General features: G+C 52.4%; 14 protein-coding genes. 7 read left to right on the forward strand and 7 right to left on the reverse strand.

Features of this window, described 5'->3' with window-relative positions; all coding sequences use genetic code 11:
* Positions 1-5: 5 nt before the first annotated feature.
* Genes MKY74_RS16665 through MKY74_RS16680 form a run of 4 tightly spaced genes read left to right on the forward strand, consistent with a single transcriptional unit; the run spans position 6 to position 6,602 of the window.
* Positions 6-836, forward strand: coding sequence for a carbohydrate ABC transporter permease (locus MKY74_RS16665; protein WP_076167609.1), 831 nt, complete (start codon positions 6-8; stop codon positions 834-836).
* Between the two features lie 30 nt (positions 837-866).
* On the forward strand, positions 867-2,675 hold the full coding sequence (locus MKY74_RS16670; protein WP_076167607.1) for a cache domain-containing sensor histidine kinase: 1,809 nt from the start codon (positions 867-869) through the stop codon (positions 2,673-2,675).
* Positions 2,665-4,254 carry a response regulator transcription factor gene (locus MKY74_RS16675; protein WP_076167605.1) on the forward strand — a complete coding sequence of 530 codons (1,590 nt, stop codon included), beginning with the start codon at positions 2,665-2,667 and terminating at the stop codon, positions 4,252-4,254. Before MKY74_RS16670 ends, MKY74_RS16675 begins: the two co-directional genes overlap by 11 nt.
* Before the next feature lie 29 nt (positions 4,255-4,283).
* Positions 4,284-6,602: a glycoside hydrolase family 3 N-terminal domain-containing protein gene (locus MKY74_RS16680; protein WP_076167603.1), complete on the forward strand. Its 2,319-nt coding sequence runs from the start codon at positions 4,284-4,286 to the stop codon at positions 6,600-6,602.
* 103 nt (positions 6,603-6,705) lie between these two features.
* On the opposite strand, the gene MKY74_RS16685 is transcribed toward MKY74_RS16680, so the two are convergent.
* From MKY74_RS16685 to MKY74_RS16710, 6 genes are all read right to left on the reverse strand, one after another.
* On the reverse strand, positions 6,706-7,542 hold the full coding sequence (locus MKY74_RS16685) for a 1,4-dihydroxy-6-naphthoate synthase (protein WP_076167601.1): 837 nt from the start codon (positions 7,540-7,542) through the stop codon (positions 6,706-6,708).
* Positions 7,539-8,207 carry a futalosine hydrolase gene (locus MKY74_RS16690; protein ID WP_076167599.1) on the reverse strand — a complete coding sequence of 223 codons (669 nt, stop codon included), beginning with the start codon at positions 8,205-8,207 and terminating at the stop codon, positions 7,539-7,541. The genes MKY74_RS16685 and MKY74_RS16690 overlap by 4 nt, the downstream gene beginning before the upstream one ends.
* A 178-nt stretch (positions 8,208-8,385) precedes the next feature.
* Positions 8,386-9,144, reverse strand: coding sequence for a Ger(x)C family spore germination C-terminal domain-containing protein (locus MKY74_RS16695; protein ID WP_445671804.1), 759 nt, complete (start codon positions 9,142-9,144; stop codon positions 8,386-8,388).
* The gene (locus tag MKY74_RS16700; protein WP_076167594.1) at positions 9,090-9,461 is read right to left on the reverse strand and encodes a Ger(x)C family spore germination protein; all 372 of its coding nucleotides are present in this window, start codon (positions 9,459-9,461) and stop codon (positions 9,090-9,092) included. Before MKY74_RS16700 ends, MKY74_RS16695 begins: the two co-directional genes overlap by 55 nt.
* 3 nt (positions 9,462-9,464) lie before the next feature.
* Complete coding sequence (locus MKY74_RS16705) at positions 9,465-10,949, reverse strand: spore germination protein (RefSeq protein ID WP_076167591.1); 1,485 nt, start codon at positions 10,947-10,949, stop codon at positions 9,465-9,467.
* Complete coding sequence (locus MKY74_RS16710; protein ID WP_076167588.1) at positions 10,939-12,036, reverse strand: GerAB/ArcD/ProY family transporter; 1,098 nt, start codon at positions 12,034-12,036, stop codon at positions 10,939-10,941. Before MKY74_RS16710 ends, MKY74_RS16705 begins: the two co-directional genes overlap by 11 nt.
* Positions 12,037-12,247: 211 nt before the next feature.
* Here MKY74_RS16710 and MKY74_RS16715 point away from each other — a divergent pair, with 211 nt between their 5' ends.
* Together MKY74_RS16715 and MKY74_RS16720 are read left to right on the forward strand one after the other, a co-directional pair.
* On the forward strand, positions 12,248-13,270 hold the full coding sequence (locus MKY74_RS16715) for a UDP-N-acetylmuramate dehydrogenase (RefSeq protein ID WP_244169189.1): 1,023 nt from the start codon (positions 12,248-12,250) through the stop codon (positions 13,268-13,270).
* Positions 13,271-13,466: 196 nt separating this feature from the next.
* Positions 13,467-14,066 carry a nitroreductase family protein gene (locus MKY74_RS16720; RefSeq protein ID WP_076167585.1) on the forward strand — a complete coding sequence of 200 codons (600 nt, stop codon included), beginning with the start codon at positions 13,467-13,469 and terminating at the stop codon, positions 14,064-14,066.
* A gap of 77 nt (positions 14,067-14,143) precedes the next feature.
* Here MKY74_RS16720 and MKY74_RS16725 read toward each other — a convergent pair whose 3' ends face one another.
* Positions 14,144-14,581, reverse strand: coding sequence for a MarR family winged helix-turn-helix transcriptional regulator (locus tag MKY74_RS16725; RefSeq protein ID WP_084203843.1), 438 nt, complete (start codon positions 14,579-14,581; stop codon positions 14,144-14,146).
* A 173-nt stretch (positions 14,582-14,754) separates the two neighbouring features.
* Here MKY74_RS16725 and MKY74_RS16730 point away from each other — a divergent pair, with 173 nt between their 5' ends.
* Positions 14,755-16,299 (forward strand): MDR family MFS transporter, encoded by a 1,545-nt coding sequence (locus MKY74_RS16730; RefSeq protein WP_076167579.1) that lies wholly within the window; start codon positions 14,755-14,757, stop codon positions 16,297-16,299.
* Positions 16,300-16,371: the final 72 nt, after the last annotated feature.

Genomic DNA, 16,371 nt, shown 5'->3' on the forward strand with positions numbered 1-16,371 from the left:
ATCCCTTGGTCAGAAAGTCCAAACTGTTCCATATAATTGCATACACTTTTTTGAGCCTGTTCGCTATTATAAATATAGTTCCGTTATTTTGGATGGTCGTCAATTCGTTTAAGGAAGAGCAAGAATATTCCAGAAGTCCTTTCTCGCTCCCGTCGCATTTGCAGTTTTCCAACTATGCCGGTGCCTGGAAAGTTGCCAATATGAACACGTACTTTTTGAACAGCATCATCATTACCTTTGTGTCGTTGGCCGTCACGGTCCTGCTCGGTTCGCTCGCCGCCTATTTTTTGTCGCGGTTTACGTTTAAGCTGCGGGGTACCGTGTATGGGTTGTTTCTGTTAGGCATGCTGGTACCTATTCACGCGACACTCATTCCGATCTTCCTGATCATGCAAAAGGTACATTTGCTGGATACGCGGTTAGCATTGATTCTGCCCTATACGGCATTCCATCTTTCCTTGACCGTGTTTATCCTGGAAGGCTTCATGCGGGGATTTCCGAAGGATCTGGAAGAATCGGGGGTCATGGACGGTGCAGGAATTTATCGTATTTTCTGGTCGATTCTTCTTCCGATCACAAGACCAGCCCTGGCTACGGTCGTGATACTAAATTTCATTTATAACTGGAATGAATATTTGTTTGCCCTTGTACTCATTACTTCGGGTTCCCTAAAGACGCTGCCTCTGGGCCTTTCTAACTTTGCCGGCATCGAAACGGCCAGTATGACACTGCAGATGGCCGCGCTTACGATTGCCCTGATCCCGATTATTATTTTCTATCTGCTGCTGCAGAAGCAGCTGGTAAGCGGTATGACGGCAGGGGCGGTCAAAGGGTAATGCGCAGGGCAGCCTGAAGGAGAAGATCGCATGAAGACAAGCTTCAGAAGGCATCTAGGCAATTTCAGCTTGAAAAAGAAGGCGCTTGTCATATTTTTGCTGTTCGTCCTTTTGCCGACTCTCGGCGTTGGGGTCGTCGTTCAGCATCAATTTAATCAGATCCTGGAAGAGCGCTTTATCAACTCGACCAAACGCAATTTGGACAATGTAACGAACCAGCTTGAAGAACAGACCGCGATGGTGAAGGACATTGCCAATTATTTGATTCTCAGCCCGGATATGAGAACTTTTCTAAGAAGCAGCCCTCCGCTGACGAGCGATCAAAAGACGGATCTCAAGCGGAAGATCGAAGACTTTCTGACGTTCCAGCTGATGTCGAAGAGCTACATCCGTTCGATTGAAATTTCCGGATTGAACGGGAATTTTATCGGGATGGGAGAACCGTTCTACGGGGACGAGTCGCGGTGGATGGAGCTGGCAAGGCAGCGGAAGGGGGGGATCGTCTGGACGGAAGGATATGAGCTGAACAGCGGATGGAACGGACATGTCCGCGTGCTGTCCTTGTTTCGCTTGCTTAACTCGTACAGCGAAATTACTAAACCTCTGGGCAGCTTGATCATTCGTCTGGATGAGGCGAGCATCGTGGAGCTTCTGGAAAAAGGGATTTTCGAGGAGGGCAGCGGGAGTGTGTTCATCGTTGGGGATCAAGGGCAGATGATTATGGAATCGAAGCATCATTTGCCGGATGCCTATGTGCCGGACAACGCGCTGATGAATGAGCTTGAGAACAGCAAAGATGGCTTTATTACGGCGAAAATAGAGGACAAGCGGTATCTGACGCTTTATAACCGGATCGAAAATACGGACTGGACGATCATCTCGATGATTCCGGAAGTGAAGGTTAATCAGGAATTCCGGAGCGTCAAAATATTGATGATCTTCATTATCGCTGTGATACAGCTTCTCGGACTCACGGCGCTCATCGGGTTCCATTATACGATTATCCGCCCCATTCTCCGGCTGAAAAAGGAGACGAACCGCGTGACCTACGGGGATTATAACGCTCGGGTTCCGGTCAATTCCCATGACGAAATTGCCGAGCTTAACCGTAAATTCAATGAAATGGTGGTCACGATTAAGGAATTGATTGAGCATAAATATAAGCTCGAGCTTCGTCAGCGGGAATCGGAACTAAAGCTTATGCAGAACCAGATGGACCCCCATTTTTTGTATAATACGCTTGATATGATCCGCTGGACGGCTAGGCTGGAAAAAGCGTCGAAATCGAGTCAGCTGATTGAGATGCTCTCGAAGTTTTTCCGCAGCAGCATCGACAACGGGAACTACGAGACGACTCTCTACAAAGAAATGGAGTTCGTGCGGTCGTATTTGTTTTTGCAGCAGAATCGCCTTGGTGACAAGCTTCAGTATGCGCTGTTCATGGAGGCTGGGATCGAGCAGGTGCCGATTCTGAAAGCGACCATTCAGCCCTTGGTGGAGAACTTTATCAAACACGGTTTGGACAAAAATAAGCCGCGGTATATCGTACATGTGAAATGCTACAAAAACACCGGCGAAATCTGGATCGATGTGGTTGACAATGGGTTGGGAATGGAGCCGGAGCGTAAAGAAGAAGTTCAGGCCGCGCTAGAACATGCGGGGGCGGACGTCAACAGGGAGGGCGCCATGATGAACATACACGATAGACTTTCGATCTATTTCGGTGAAGGGTTCGGGCTGCAAATCGTTCAGACTTCTACGGACGGGACTTGGGTACGGCTGCGGATTCCCGATGCTGACATACAGCCTAGCCTGGCGGTGGATGAAAATGACGGTTAACTATGAACAATCCAGAAAAATCAGGATGCTCATCGTCGATGATGAAGCCGTGATTCGCAAAGGACTTCATCATACGATCGATTGGACAGATTATGGCGTCGAAGTTGTCGGAGAAGCGGAAGATGGCAGAGAGGCGCTGCAGCGAATCGCCGAATGCGGCGGCGTAGATCTCGTTCTCTCAGATATCCGCATGGACGGCATGGATGGGCTTCAGCTTGCTGAGCGGTTGAAGGTCCTCTTTCCGGAGGTGTGCATGATTCTGGTCAGCGGCTATGAGGATTTTGATTACGCGCGCCAGGCAATGCGGCTTGGTGTGACGGATTACTTGCTTAAGCCGGTGGACGTCGATGAACTGACAGCCGTCGTGAAGGGAGTTGTCAGCCGGGTCGACCGACAGGAGCATATGGGACTGCAGGAAGCGCGACTTTGGTTTGCAGGTCTTGTCAGAAGCGGATTTGCATCCGGCAAAGTTCCCGCCTGCCTGCTGGGGACGGAGTATCGTATTGTGGCTTCGCAGATCGCCGACTATCATACCCGGTTTGGCGGAACGGCGTCAGATGAATTGGAAGCGCTCCAAAATCGATGGAGTAAGGCGATTAACCATCTGTTTACCGACAATCATTGCCTGGAATCGGTATCCGTCCTGAAGAACGAAAATCTGATGATTTCGCTGATCGTGGTGAAAACCTCTCAGGAGCGTCCGGTCTGGGATGAACTGCTAACCGGAATGATTGCATGCCTTGAAGAAATAGGTACCGTTTACCTCGGCGTCTCGGCACCTTTCCATACGCTTGAGCTTGCTGCATCCGCATGCACGGAAGCGGTCAGCCTGCTGCCGTATTATGTTCTGGAAGGACAGCAACTGCTGCTTCCTGAATACCGGGAAGCCATGGAGATCCAGAGGGTGATTCCAAACTATGACACGGTGACGGCTGTCCGGGAGCTGGTCAGCAGGCTTTTTAAACAGGATCCTGAAGATATGGGTGCATTTATCGCCGATATGTTTGCCGTTTTTCGGGAAAATGGACTTTTACTGGAGGATATCCTTCATATTTATGAAGAATTATGGGTACTGCTGCGCCAGCAGCTGCGCCGAAGCGGGATGCCGGATATGGATGCCGGTTTCAAGGCGGCTGCCGACTTGAGCATTTACAATTCTTATCATTCCCTTCAAAAGCTAGTGCTGGACGAGATGCTGGAACTGCAGCACCAAGTCAACGTAAGCGGGCTTGATAAGTCTTACTGGATTATCGAGAAAGCGAAGAGGTACATGGATGATCAATTCAGGATGGATTTAAAGGCTTCTGAGGTTGCCTCCTGGCTGAAAATCACGCCAAGCCATTTCAGTTATATATTTAAGCAGAGTACGGGCAAGGGCTTCACCGAGTATATGAACGAGAAACGGATTAACCATGCCAAGAAGCTCCTTGCGACGACCCATGATAAAGTATTCGAGATTGCAGATCAGGCGGGGTACAAGGAGTATAAATATTTTGTGTCGGTTTTCAAGACGTATACGGGAATGACTCCGAAGGAATACCGCGGGTTGATGGCCGGTAAAAAGGCTGAGGGAGAGTAGCGAAGGAGATATCGGAAGGAGTCTTAAGGATGGAGAAATATAGGCAGCCCGGTTATTCAATCGAGGAAAGGGTCCAAGATTTGATCGAGCGGATGACGCTGCAGGAAAAAGTAGGCCAGCTGAACCAGCGGATGTATGGATGGGACGCTTATGTCCGGACAGGCGAAGAGATAACGTTGACCGAAGCCTTTAAAGAGGAGGTCGCCCGCGGCGGAGGAATGGGTGCGCTGTACGGATTGTTCCGCAGCGATCCTTGGTCCGGCGTTCATTATGGCAACGGAATCCCGACAGAGAATAGCGCGGAAGCTGCCAACAAGGTTCAGCGTTATGTCGTCGAAAATACGCGCCTCGGGATACCGGTACTGCTGACAGAGGAGTGCCCTCATGGGCACCAGGCGTTGGACGGAACGCTGTTTCCGGTCAACCTGGGCGTAGGCGCCACCTGGAATCCGGATCTGATGCAGCGCGCCAGTTCATACATCGCATCGGAGATCCGGAGCAGGGGAGCCCACATTGGACTTGTATCGGCTCTTGATATATTGCATGACCCGCGCTGGGGGCGTTCCGAAGAATGCTTCAGTGAAGATCCTTATCTGGCTGCGCGGTTTACGGAAGCGGCCGTACGGGGAATGCAGGGGACTACGCCCGAAATGCTGGCGGGATCAGACAAAGTGGCTGTTGTGCTCAAGCATCTCTGTGCCCAAGGGACTGCGCAAGGCGGGCGGAACGCCGGGCCAGCGGCTATCGGCGAACGGGAGCTGAGAGAGATTCATCTGCCTGGCGCCAGTGCTGGGGCAAAGGCGGGAGCAGCGGGCTTTATGGCTGCCTATAATGAAATTGACGGGATTCCCTGTCATGCCAATCATGCCCTATTAACAGGCATCCTCCGGGAGGAATGGGGATTCGAAGGGATCGTCATGGCCGACGGCGTCGCCGTGGACAGGCTTGTAGCGCTGACGGGGAGCCATGAGTCCGCTGCCGCCCTCGCATTGTCTGCAGGCGTTGATCTGAGCTTATGGGACACTGCGTTTTCCACTCTGGAAAAGGCGGTGAGCCAGGGGGTGGTTTCCGAACAAACCATCGATCGTGCAGTAAGCCGGGTGCTGCGCCTCAAGTTCAGGCTCGGACTGTTTGACCGCCCATATGCAGATGAGACCCGGGCCATTTCGGCTGTAGGCGCGCCGGCAGCGCGGGAAACCAATCTTCAGCTGGCACGGGAGTCCATCGTCCTGCTTAAAAATACGAATCAGCTGCTGCCGCTGGACATTCCGAAAGGGGAGAAGCGGAAAATCGCAGTCATCGGTCCAAACGCCGATCGCTTGTACAACCAATTGGGTGATTATACGAGCGTGCAGCGGGAAGGGAAAGGGACGACCGTTCTACAAGGCATTCGAACGTGCGCACCGGAAGGGACCGAAGTGGTCTTTGCGCTTGGTTGTGGCATCCGGGACGGATCAACAGCAGGCTTTAAGGAAGCTATCGCCGCCGCCCAGGACGCGGATGTGGCGGTGTTGGTGCTCGGTGGAAGCAGCGCCCGTCAGTTTAACGGGGCCTTTGACAGCAATGGTGAAGCCATCGTGGGAGAAGGAAGTCCCTCCGAAATGGACTGCGGCGAAGGCGTAGATTTAGCCAGTCTTTCTCTTGGCGGTGTTCAGGAACAGTTGGTTGAGCGAATCGCTGCCACGGGCGTACCGACCGTTGCCGTCATGATTCAAGGCCGCCCTCATGCATTAACCGGCATTGAGGCGCACTGCGATGCGATATTATGCGGGTGGTATCCTGGAACGGAAGGGGGACAGGCCATTGCGGAGATTCTGTTCGGGAAGGTGAATCCTAGCGGGAAACTGCCGGTTTCGATGCCCCGTTCCGCGGCTCAGCTGCCCGTTTACTATAATCAAAAGGATCCGGGAAGACCGCGTCATTACGTTGATATGCCTTCTTCTCCTCTATATCCTTTCGGTTATGGGATCAGCTACACGACATTTGAATACGGGAATGTGTCCCTTTCAACTGATCGGATCAAGGTAAGCGAGTTGGAAGCTGGAGGACACGTAAGCGTAACAGTCGGGATTGTTAATGCCGGTCCTCGCAGCGGCGCCGAAACGGTCCAATTATATATTCAAGTGCGGGAATCTGGAATTAGCCGGAGGATCGCCGAACTCAAGGGATTCCGGAAGATCGAATTGGCGTCAGGGGAACAGCAGAACGTTGTCTTCAAACTTGGTCACGAGGAGCTGGCTTTTTGGAATCAGGACATGCTGTTTAAGGCACAGCCCTGCCGGGTGCGGATCTTGGTCGGGGGGAATTCCGTGGATACAGCCGGAACGGAATTGTTGATCGTTCCTTAAAAAAATCTTTGTCTTTAAAATGCCTGACACAGATAAAACCCGCCTTCCAGGAGGCGGGTTTTTATGCTGCATGATTTGATAGGTTTTTGTTACGATCATCCGCTTATTTGCGCAGCGCTTCCGGATCAATCGGAGGAACCAGGCCTTCGCCGGCCGCCCGGGTCAGCAGCGAAGTGATCGCGGCGTATCCGTCGTCCCCGAGGTTGCGCGTAAAGTCGTTGACATACAGGTCAATATGCTGCTGGGCAACGTCAGGATCCAGCTCCTGGGCATGGCTCAGCACGTATTCCCGGGAAGCTTCGGGATGGGCCCAGGCGTATTCGACGGACTGACGGATCCAGTCTTCGATCGCGTCCAGGTCGAGGGACCGCTTGGCAATGATCGCGCCGAGCGGAATCGGCAGGCCGGTATCGCTTTCCCACCAGCTGCCAAGATCCGTCATCAAGGACAAGCCGTAGGACGGATACGTGAATCTGGCTTCGTGAATGACCAGCCCCGCGTCAATCAAGCCGTCGCGGACGGCAGGCATGATTTGGTCGAACGGCATGACCACGATTTCGCCAATCCCACCGGGTACGTTCTGGGCGGCCCACAGGCGGAATAGCAGGTAGGCCGTCGATTTTTCGCTCGGAACGGCAACCCGGCGTCCGCTAAGTTCCGAAGGGTCGGCTTGGCCGCCTTTGGTCAGTACAAGCGGTCCGCAGCCGCGGCCCAAGGCGCCGCCGCATGGAATGAGGGCGTATTCGTCCAGAACCCAAGGCAGGGCGGCATAAGAAACTTTAAGCACGTCCAGGTCGCTGCCCGGGTTCGATGCCAGGTTATTCGTAATATCAATATCCGCATAGGTGACTTCCAGCTCCGGTGCGGCGGGAATGAGGCCGTGCGCCGCAGCATGGAAGACAAAAGTGTCGTTGGGACAAGGGGAAAATGCAATTTTCATCGTTTTAATACCTCCACTAAGATTGAGCTTGCTGCTTCAAGTGCTTCGAAAGCTTCTTTCATCCGCCAGGCGGAACGGTCCCGTGGACCGATGGCATTCGATATCGTACGAATTTCCAGGCAGGGGAGTCCGAACAGCCGGGCGGCTTCAGCCACGCCGAAGCCTTCCATCGCTTCCGCGGCAGCGTCCTCATACCGCTGCCTTAACGCGGCGGCGGTTTGCGCCGAGCCGGTCCCGGTCGTGACCGTCAGGACGGCACCGCTTCGAACCGCCAGTCCGGCGGAAGCCATGGCTTGCTCGAGGCGGCGGACGAGCGGAAGATCCGGCTCGAGGCGGGAAGAGCCGAACCCAAGCTCGTCCACGCTGAGAAAGCCGTCCGGCGTCTCCGCGCCAAGATCAGCCGCGATCAGCTGATCGGCAATGACGATCGAGCCGATGCCGGCCCGATCCGTAAATCCGCCGCCGATGCCGGCGCTGATGACCAGGCCGTATTCGTTACCGGCCAGAACGCGAGCCGTACGGGCGGCGGCGGAGGCCGGTCCGACGCCGGCCAGCTCGACGTCGATAAAATCCGGGCTGCCGAGTCCGCGAAGAACCGCCTCCCGCTCGGCCTCGACGGCGGTCATGATCAGCACCCGGGAGTGATTGGTTGTTGGTGAATTCATGTGCGTACCTTCTTATCGTATAATTTACAGGCCGTATATGCAGCATCAATATATAACCTTATCCTGATCGGAGCCGTGTGTAAAGTGGGGGGGAAGCCGAGAGGCAGAACGTAATCCGATAAAAACACCGATCCCCCTACGCCTCTTGATGCGCAGGGGGATCGGTGTACCATGTATTTCATCCGGTGATATAGGTGTTGGAATGCTTAATGATGACTTTTACGTTCACATCCTTAATATTTATTTTGGGAAGGATCGGCCCCCGGGAGACGTACCGTTTCCAGCTATCATTATGATGGCGGTATAACCACTCCTCGATCCCGAACAAGTCGATATTTTTATCTTTCGCATCGTTAAACTCCTTCATGATGTCCTTTTTCAGGATCGACTGGGCCTGCTGCTCCATCTGATATTCTGACATCCCAGCCTCGGTACGCGTTTCTAATACAGTGGCATTGACTGTAAGGTTGATATTTATGTTTAAGCGTTCAGACGTATCTGGGTCCAACGAGATTTTCGTATGCGGCCCAGTCAAATTCAACGTGTTGTTCAGGCCGTATCTTTCGGGAATGCTGAACGGATATCTTAACATATGGCTGTACCGAATCAATCTGGCGCCCATCATGTCCTCCTCGGCGACCCATCCCTCATTCGCTCCTTTGTTGATGACATACACGCCTGTGAGCTCCATCATGGAGGGGGTTTTATCCTTTTGGTTGGCCATCCATTTCCGGTCCGTTACGGACAGGACGGGAAGCAGCACGCTGGTTGCAGGCTCCCGGATGCTGTTGACTAATTTTTGCAGCTGAATCGGCATGATCGCGGATCGCTGCTTATAGGTCTCCTTAGGCTCAAACATTTCCAGCATCAGAGGGGACTGGTTCAGCGTCGTATCTGCCATGAATATCGACTCGATCGGTTTATCGGTTCCGTACACCCAGGATGTATACCGCAGCTCTCTGGAACGCAAGAGGCTGTCGAAAGGTGCTGGGCGGATCTGTAAATATCGTTGATAGCCAATAACACAGTGGGGCCTTCGCCGACCCCCACCCAGGTTGATGCAGGTTTGGAATCCCCGCTGCCTTCCTTTGTCCCGACAGCGGAGAAATCGGTCAGCTTGACGTATACGACATAATGGTCCTTTTTGTAATCGATGCCGAGCGCCGTCACGATATTCATATCTTGTACCGCCTTCAAGTCCCAGCAGCCGGTCAGCAGCAGGGAACAGAACAGAACAACGATGATGGCTTTCATTCGTTACTCTCCCTTGCGCGTATCGTCCTGCGTCCGCAGCACCCGCGGACGGTACTTGAACAGCTTGACCGGCTTTCGGAACAGTCCTTCCCAGAAATCCTTGGCGATAAAGGGGGAAGCGGGAGCCAGATAAGGAACACCGAAGTTTTCCAGCGTGGCCAAGTGAAGCAGGACGGAGAACATCGCGATAAAAAATCCGAACATGCCCAAGCAAGAAGAAAGCAGGAGAACATACAGCCTAATGATAGCCGTCGTCCCCGAAAGAATTTGATTGACCAGTGTAAAGGTAGCGATGATCGTCACGGCCACCGCCACAACCATCGTCGGAGACGTAACTCCTGCCCTGATGGCCGCATCGCCGACAATGAGACCCCCGACCACCGTTACGGTCTGGCCGACCGATTTGGGTAGGCGGGTGCCCGCTTCATGGAACACCTGGAACAGGAACAGCATCAAAAAGCATTCCAGGGGAATGGAGAACGGAAGCCCGATTCTGGAATTCATAATGGTTGCCAGCAGCGGAGTCGGAATCTGCTCGAGGTTGAAGGTGGTCAGCGCCACGTAGAATCCAGGCAGGAACATAGCAATAAAGAGGCCCGATACCCGCAAAAACCTTTGCACCGAGACGATGTGAAAGGGCATATTGGAGTCTTCCGGCGATTTGATCAGGCTGAAGAGCGTGATGGGCGCGATAATTCCCATGGGAGAACCGTCGAACATAATCACGAACCGGCCTGCCAAAAGGCTGGATGCCACATAATCCGGCCTGCCGACATAATCGGTGAGCGGAAACACGCTTTTAAGCTGCCCCTGAACGAGGTCTTCGATTTGTGTGGTGCCGATGATTGCGTCCCCGTTGAAACTTTGAATCTTCTTCCTGATTTCATCAACGATATCCGGGTTAATGATATCCCGGATGTACATCAACGCGATTTGTGTGTGGCCCCGCTCGGAAAGGACGAATTTTTCCACGCATAACGACTGGGTCCGAAGCCGCTTGCGGACAAGTGCGAGGTTCACGCTTAAATTTTCGGTAAATCCATCCTGGGGCCCCTTAATGGAAGATTCCGTGGATGACTCCTCCGGAGACCGGGAAGGGGTGCTGCTGACATTCAATTGGTAGAAGGCATTCATATGCTGGAAGTACAGGATCATCATTCCCTGAAACACCTGGGTATCGAGTTCGTACAGTACATTTTGGGTCTTCATTTCCTTCAGCGGCAGCGATTGATAGTCCCGGATGCTGTCTTTGCTGAAGAATCCTGTTTCCATGTACATCTGTTCCAGCCTAGGGAGCACGAACTGGTTGATTTGGACCTCGTCCGTCATGCCTTCACAATAAATCAGAAGGATGGACTGCTTCAGGTCTCCTTCCCCTACATAAAAGGGATGAAGGACCACATCGCCGCATGGCTCATAATACTTTTGGAGGAACGGGATATCGATATCTGCCAGGCTGACTTGAGGCTGCTCTGTACTAGTTGTCATGGTGTTCTTTTCCTTTCTTTCCGGATGAAATGAGAGCCAAAGCAAACAAGATGAGGATTAAAGCCCCCAGGAAGGCGGCAGAAAACGGGAAATAGAAACGTTTTAAAATTTTCAGGAAATTCGTATCGTTCAGTCCGGTCAGGCTTATAAGGAGAATCAAGCCAGCGACGGTAACGTATGCGCCAATTCGCGGCATCTTTTCTTTAATGTTCCAAACATCAACGATAAAATACAGGGCTAGTGAAATCCGGATGAAGGCTCCCGACAGCCATTGATAGATGGAGAAAAAGTCGGTCTGAGCGACATATCTTCCAATGGTGGCCACGCGCCATTCCTCATACGCCGGATACATTTGCCTGGACGCCTCATACGGATCAAAGATCGTGATGGCGCCGATCAGCGGCCCCATGGTCAGCCCGGTCAGGGCCAAGGCAAGAACATATAACTGCCAGGCTTTCGCGGCCTTCGCCAATTTTGGCTGGAGAAACAGGTACATGATTATTTCAAAGGAACCTGCACATGAATTGGCCAGTCCGGAAAATACAGGTCCCCAGCCTTTCGACAGAATCGGCAGCAGCTGGCTGTAATCCTTGGTTTGAAAATTGACCGTCATGATAAAAAATCCGAGTAGGACGACGAACGGCAGGAGAATCCCGGCGGAGATGGCAATGGGTTTAAATCCCATGATCGCGGCATATAGGCATAAAAGCAGCATAACTATGGTTGTTACAGATACCGGCGTTTCGGTCAAAAAGGTGATTTTGGCCCAAGTGGTCGTATCAAACAACGTATAGAAGCAAATCATGTATAAAAAAACGCTCATGATGATGCGCAGAAGAACGGCCGCTGCTAGGCCGTATTCTTGACTCAGCCATTCGTGGATGGAGCGGTTTCCCAATCGTTTGGCTACGTAATACGTCATAGCGGTCACGGCCATCAGCGGCAGAATGGACAAGGTGACCGAGATCCACGCGTCTCTGCCTGAGCTCTGCAGCAGAAACGGAATGATAAACACATGGTTCATCATCCCGATGGACAGCAGGATCATCATGAAACCTTGCGACAAGCGGGCTTTAAGTACTTTCATTCAGTTACCTCCAAGTAAGGCGTGGATCTAGATCCATTATTAACCGGGAGGTTCCCCGCAATACTTCCTATATTTAAAATGACACATGGCGCGAAGACCGACGATATATTAGAATAGATAGGTCTGTATATTTAGTTAGGCTTCTTATGAGGCGCGGATTCCCGATCCAGGGACCGTGCAAAGACAAGAAAGTTGAAAGTGAGAATTTGCCATGATGATTAATAACCGGATGACATTTGAAAATCTGTGCTTGCGGAATGAACCGCTTGCGAACCACTCGTCCTATCAGATCGGCGGAGAAGCGAATTTCTTCGCTATGCCCGAAACGGCCGAAGAGCTGATCACGCTGCTGCAGGGATGCAGAACCCACGGCCTGGACTATTTTTTCTGCGGGATGGGCTCTAATCTTTTGTTTCCCGACAATCCGCGCAAGGATACGCTGTACATTTCTTTGAAAAGGCTGGTTTATTGGGACATTACCCCGGACAAATGGTTTATTTCCTCGGGGACACCGATGTCCATGCTGTCGATCGCAGGCCTGATGTATAACATCCCGGGTTACGAGTTTACCTACTTGCTGCCGGGCGGCCTGGGGGCCGGCATTTACATGAACGCCAAGTACAACCACCGGCAGATCAGCGACATTATCAAAACGGTGTATTATGTGGACTTGGAAGATCCATCCCTGTCCGTTCAATCGATTGATGTCAGCCAGTGCAAATATGGCTATAAGCAGTCCATATTCCAGATGAATCCGTGGCTTATTTTGGGTGCGGATATGCTGGCCGTACCGGAGCAATTGGATCCGCAGCAGGCAAACCGCCTGCTGAGCCGCTGGAAGGACAAAGAGGGGATGTCGTCCCTGTCTTCGTTCTATTCGTATATGGCTGAAGAGGCGAAGGCGCTCCAAAGCCGGGGAATCCATCTGCCCGCCCCGATGACCCAGATTGAGGAATACCGGAACGGCAAGCGCCATTTCGAGTATCCTTCCTGCGGATCCGTCTTTAAAAACAATTACGATTACGGCGTTCCCGTCGGTGCTTTGGTCGACCGGCTTGAATTGAAAGGGAAGGCATACGGCGGCGCCATGATTTCTCCTTTCCACGGGAACATGATCATCAACACGGATCATGCGACCGCCGAGCACATTAAATATTTGATGAATGTGATCATGGAGGGTGTCGACAAGGCGTTCGGCTTCGTTCCTGAACCTGAGGTCGTCGTCGTCGAGTAGTCTGTTTCAAATCCGAATATGTGAACATTATGTGACCGTAACCCGCCTTCACCCGCGATTGGCGGGTTATTTGTGTCACGTTCGTGACCGGGGTGACAATCCAGTTAAAAATCTTTAAATTAAGGTATTGTAATTGGACGAGGGTGTATGTATACTAAAAAAGTAAGTAAGTAACAAAAAGGAGGAAGATATAAAAATGTCTAAACAGTTTATTGATGCACTCAAGAACAGACGTTCCATATATGGAATCAGCAAGGAGCAGGTGATCTCCGACGAGAAAATTCAGGAGATCGTCAACGACGCGGTGAAATACACGCCGTCTTCTTTCAACTCGCAAAGCACACGCGTTGTCGTTCTGCTTGGCGAGCAGCATGACAAGCTGTGGAATGTAACGGAGAACGTGCTGAAAGCCGTTGTTCCGGCTGACAGCTTTGCACCGACTGCTGAGAAAATGGCTGCTTTCCGCGCCGGATACGGCACAATCCTGTTCTTCGAAGATTATGAAGTCATTGAAGGACTGCAAGCAAGCTTCCCTTCTTATGCAGACAACTTCCCGGTATGGTCCCACCATACTTCGGCGATGCACCAATTGGTCATCTGGACCGCGCTTGAAGCCGAAGGCCTTGGCGCCAGCCTGCAGCACTACAACCCGCTGATCGACCAGAAGGTTGCCGCAGAGTGGAACATTCCTGCGAGCTGGAAACTGATCGCCCAAATGCCTTTCGGCAAACCGACAGTTCAGCCGGGCGAGAAAGAATTCAAGCCGCTTGAAGACCGCGTTAAAGTATTCAAATAAGCAGTACGGAATTTTTATACTTAATCCAAGAGAAGCACCTCACGTATTATGCGCGGGGTGCTTTTTTGCGTGCCATGCTATTCTGCAGCCGATTTGGAGCGTCCGCCGCCAAGCGTACGAATCTGCTCCTCCATGATGCCGCTGACCTTGGCTGCAAAGTCAATGAGCAGCTCGATCTGCTCCGCCGTATAGGACGAGCCGAGCCGGACCACGGAATCGTGCAGCGGCTTGAAGGTCTCGCGAACTTCGTCCCTGGCAAAATAGTCGGGGACGATGATGACCCGGCGTCTGTCGGACGGGTCCTGCTCTCTCCGCACGTAACCCGCTTTCTCCAGACGGTCGATCAGGGCGGTGACGGTGCCGGTGGAAAGACCGGTCATTTTGGAGAGCTCTCCGGCCGTAATCGGACCGGTTTCCCACAATATATCTACGGATTTCAAATCGGTGTTGGATAAACCGAGGGAACTGGCGACATGCTGTTGGTACAGGACGGTCCTGGTTCCCAGCTTTCTCATTTGCGAAGCCAACCGTTCTTCAGGTGATGCGTTGCCCTCAGCATTTTGACTTGACAAAAGCAAGACCTCCTCTTAGAATCTGAATATCTTGATGATCGAGATACTTGAATTCCGAGATAATGACTTGGTTTCATTTTATCGGAAGGGACAATACATTGTAAAGGAGATAACCAATGGAAGCGACGAAAAGCAACATTAAAATGGTCGTAGCAGGGCTGCTGCTGGCCATTTTTATGTCTGCCATTGACAATACCATTGTCGCCACCGCCATGGGTACGATCGTATCCGATCTTGGGGGGCTGGACAAATTCGTCTGGGTCACCTCGGCCTATATGGTGACGACGATGGCCGGCATGCCGATCTTCGGCAAGCTGTCGGACATGTACGGGAGGAAGCGTTTTTTCATTTTCGGCTTAACTGTGTTTTTACTGGGGTCTGCGCTGTGCGGGCTGGCCCAGACGATTGAACAGCTGAGCTTGTACCGGGCGATTCAGGGGATCGGGGGAGGCGCGCTCCTGCCGATCGCGTTTACGATTATTTTCGATATTTTTCCGCCGGAGAACCGGGGCAAAATGACCGGGCTGCTCGGAGCCGTATTCGGATCGGCCAGCGTGGTGGGACCGCTGCTCGGTGCGTATATCACCGAATACGCCGGCTGGGAGTGGGTTTTCTACATCAACGTGCCGATCGGCATCGTGTCCCTGATTTTCATTTTGCGCAGTTACAAAGAGTCCCCATCCCATAACAAGCAAAAAATCGACTGGTGGGGCGCATCGACGCTCGTGATTTCCGTCATCAGCCTGATGTTCGCACTGGAGCTGGGCGGCAAGGAGTACGCGTGGGATTCCGCACCGATTATTGCTCTGTTTGCCAGCTTTGCGGTATTCTTCATCATCTTCTTCTTCGTGGAGCTGAAAGCGAAGGAGCCGATATTGCCGTTCTTCCTGTTTAAACGCCGGCTGTTTGCGACATCACAGCTGCTCGCGTTTTTGTACGGCGGAACCTTTATCATCATGACGGTATATATCCCGATCTTCGTACAGGCGGTGTATGGCGGTTCGGCTACGAACGCCGGATTGATCCTGACGCCGATGATGCTGGGATCGGTGGCCGGGAGCGCCATCGGCGGGATTTTCTCCACCAAGACAAGCTACCGGAACCTTATGATCATATCGGTCATTTTCTATTTGGGCGGCATGTATCTGCTCAGCACGCTGACCCCCGATACCGCCCGGATTTATCTGACGATCTTCATGATCATCGTCGGCTTCGGCATGGGCTTCTCGTTCTCGCTGCTGCCGACGGCATCCCAGCATAACCTGGAGCCTCGCTTCCGCGGTACCGCAAACTCGACCAACCAGTTTTTGCGGTCGCTCGGCATGACGATGGGGATCACGATTTTCGGCACCATTCAGAACAATTTGTTCACGAACCGGCTTGCCGAAAACTTCAAAGGCATGGGCGGCGGGGCCAATTCGGCCATGGCCAACGTCGGCAGTCCGCAGGAAATTTTCCAATCGGCCAACCGCGCCAAAATTCCGGCTGAAGTGCTCAACAACATCGTGGACGCCATGTCCCATTCCATTTCCCGCGTATTTCTGTTTGCGCTGATTCCGATCGCCATCGCCGCGGTCGTCGTGGCCAGCATGGGAAATGCCAGAGTCACCGTCGGCAAGGAACAAAAGGCAGCTTCGGCAAAACAGCAGAAAACGGTGTAAATCGGTTAAAAAAATGCAAGGGCTGTCCGTTTCCACGGGCAGCCCTTGCTGATTGAAGGCAAACTTTTTATT

Source organism: Paenibacillus sp. FSL R5-0378 (assembly GCF_038009285.1).
Lineage (GTDB): Bacteria > Bacillota > Bacilli > Paenibacillales > Paenibacillaceae > Paenibacillus_AQ > Paenibacillus_AQ favisporus.

What these genes read in the sequence shown, in the direction of transcription:
- MKY74_RS16710 (WP_076167588.1), bottom strand. Translation starts at nt 12,036, where the DNA reads ATGAAAGTACTTAAAGCCCGCTTGTCGCAAGGTTTCATGATGATCCTG.
- MKY74_RS16720 (WP_076167585.1), top strand. Translation starts at nt 13,467, where the DNA reads ATGTCTAAACAGTTTATTGATGCACTCAAGAACAGACGTTCCATATAT.
- MKY74_RS16670 (WP_076167607.1), top strand. Translation starts at nt 867, where the DNA reads ATGAAGACAAGCTTCAGAAGGCATCTAGGCAATTTCAGCTTGAAAAAG.
- MKY74_RS16705 (WP_076167591.1), bottom strand. Translation starts at nt 10,949, where the DNA reads ATGACAACTAGTACAGAGCAGCCTCAAGTCAGCCTGGCAGATATCGAT.
- MKY74_RS16725 (WP_084203843.1), bottom strand. Translation starts at nt 14,581, where the DNA reads ATGAGAAAGCTGGGAACCAGGACCGTCCTGTACCAACAGCATGTCGCC.
- MKY74_RS16690 (WP_076167599.1), bottom strand. Translation starts at nt 8,207, where the DNA reads ATGAATTCACCAACAACCAATCACTCCCGGGTGCTGATCATGACCGCC.
- MKY74_RS16715 (WP_244169189.1), top strand. Translation starts at nt 12,248, where the DNA reads ATGATGATTAATAACCGGATGACATTTGAAAATCTGTGCTTGCGGAAT.
- MKY74_RS16730 (WP_076167579.1), top strand. Translation starts at nt 14,755, where the DNA reads ATGGAAGCGACGAAAAGCAACATTAAAATGGTCGTAGCAGGGCTGCTG.
- MKY74_RS16675 (WP_076167605.1), top strand. Translation starts at nt 2,665, where the DNA reads ATGACGGTTAACTATGAACAATCCAGAAAAATCAGGATGCTCATCGTC.
- MKY74_RS16700 (WP_076167594.1), bottom strand. Translation starts at nt 9,461, where the DNA reads ATGAAAGCCATCATCGTTGTTCTGTTCTGTTCCCTGCTGCTGACCGGC.
- MKY74_RS16680 (WP_076167603.1), top strand. Translation starts at nt 4,284, where the DNA reads ATGGAGAAATATAGGCAGCCCGGTTATTCAATCGAGGAAAGGGTCCAA.
- MKY74_RS16685 (WP_076167601.1), bottom strand. Translation starts at nt 7,542, where the DNA reads ATGAAAATTGCATTTTCCCCTTGTCCCAACGACACTTTTGTCTTCCAT.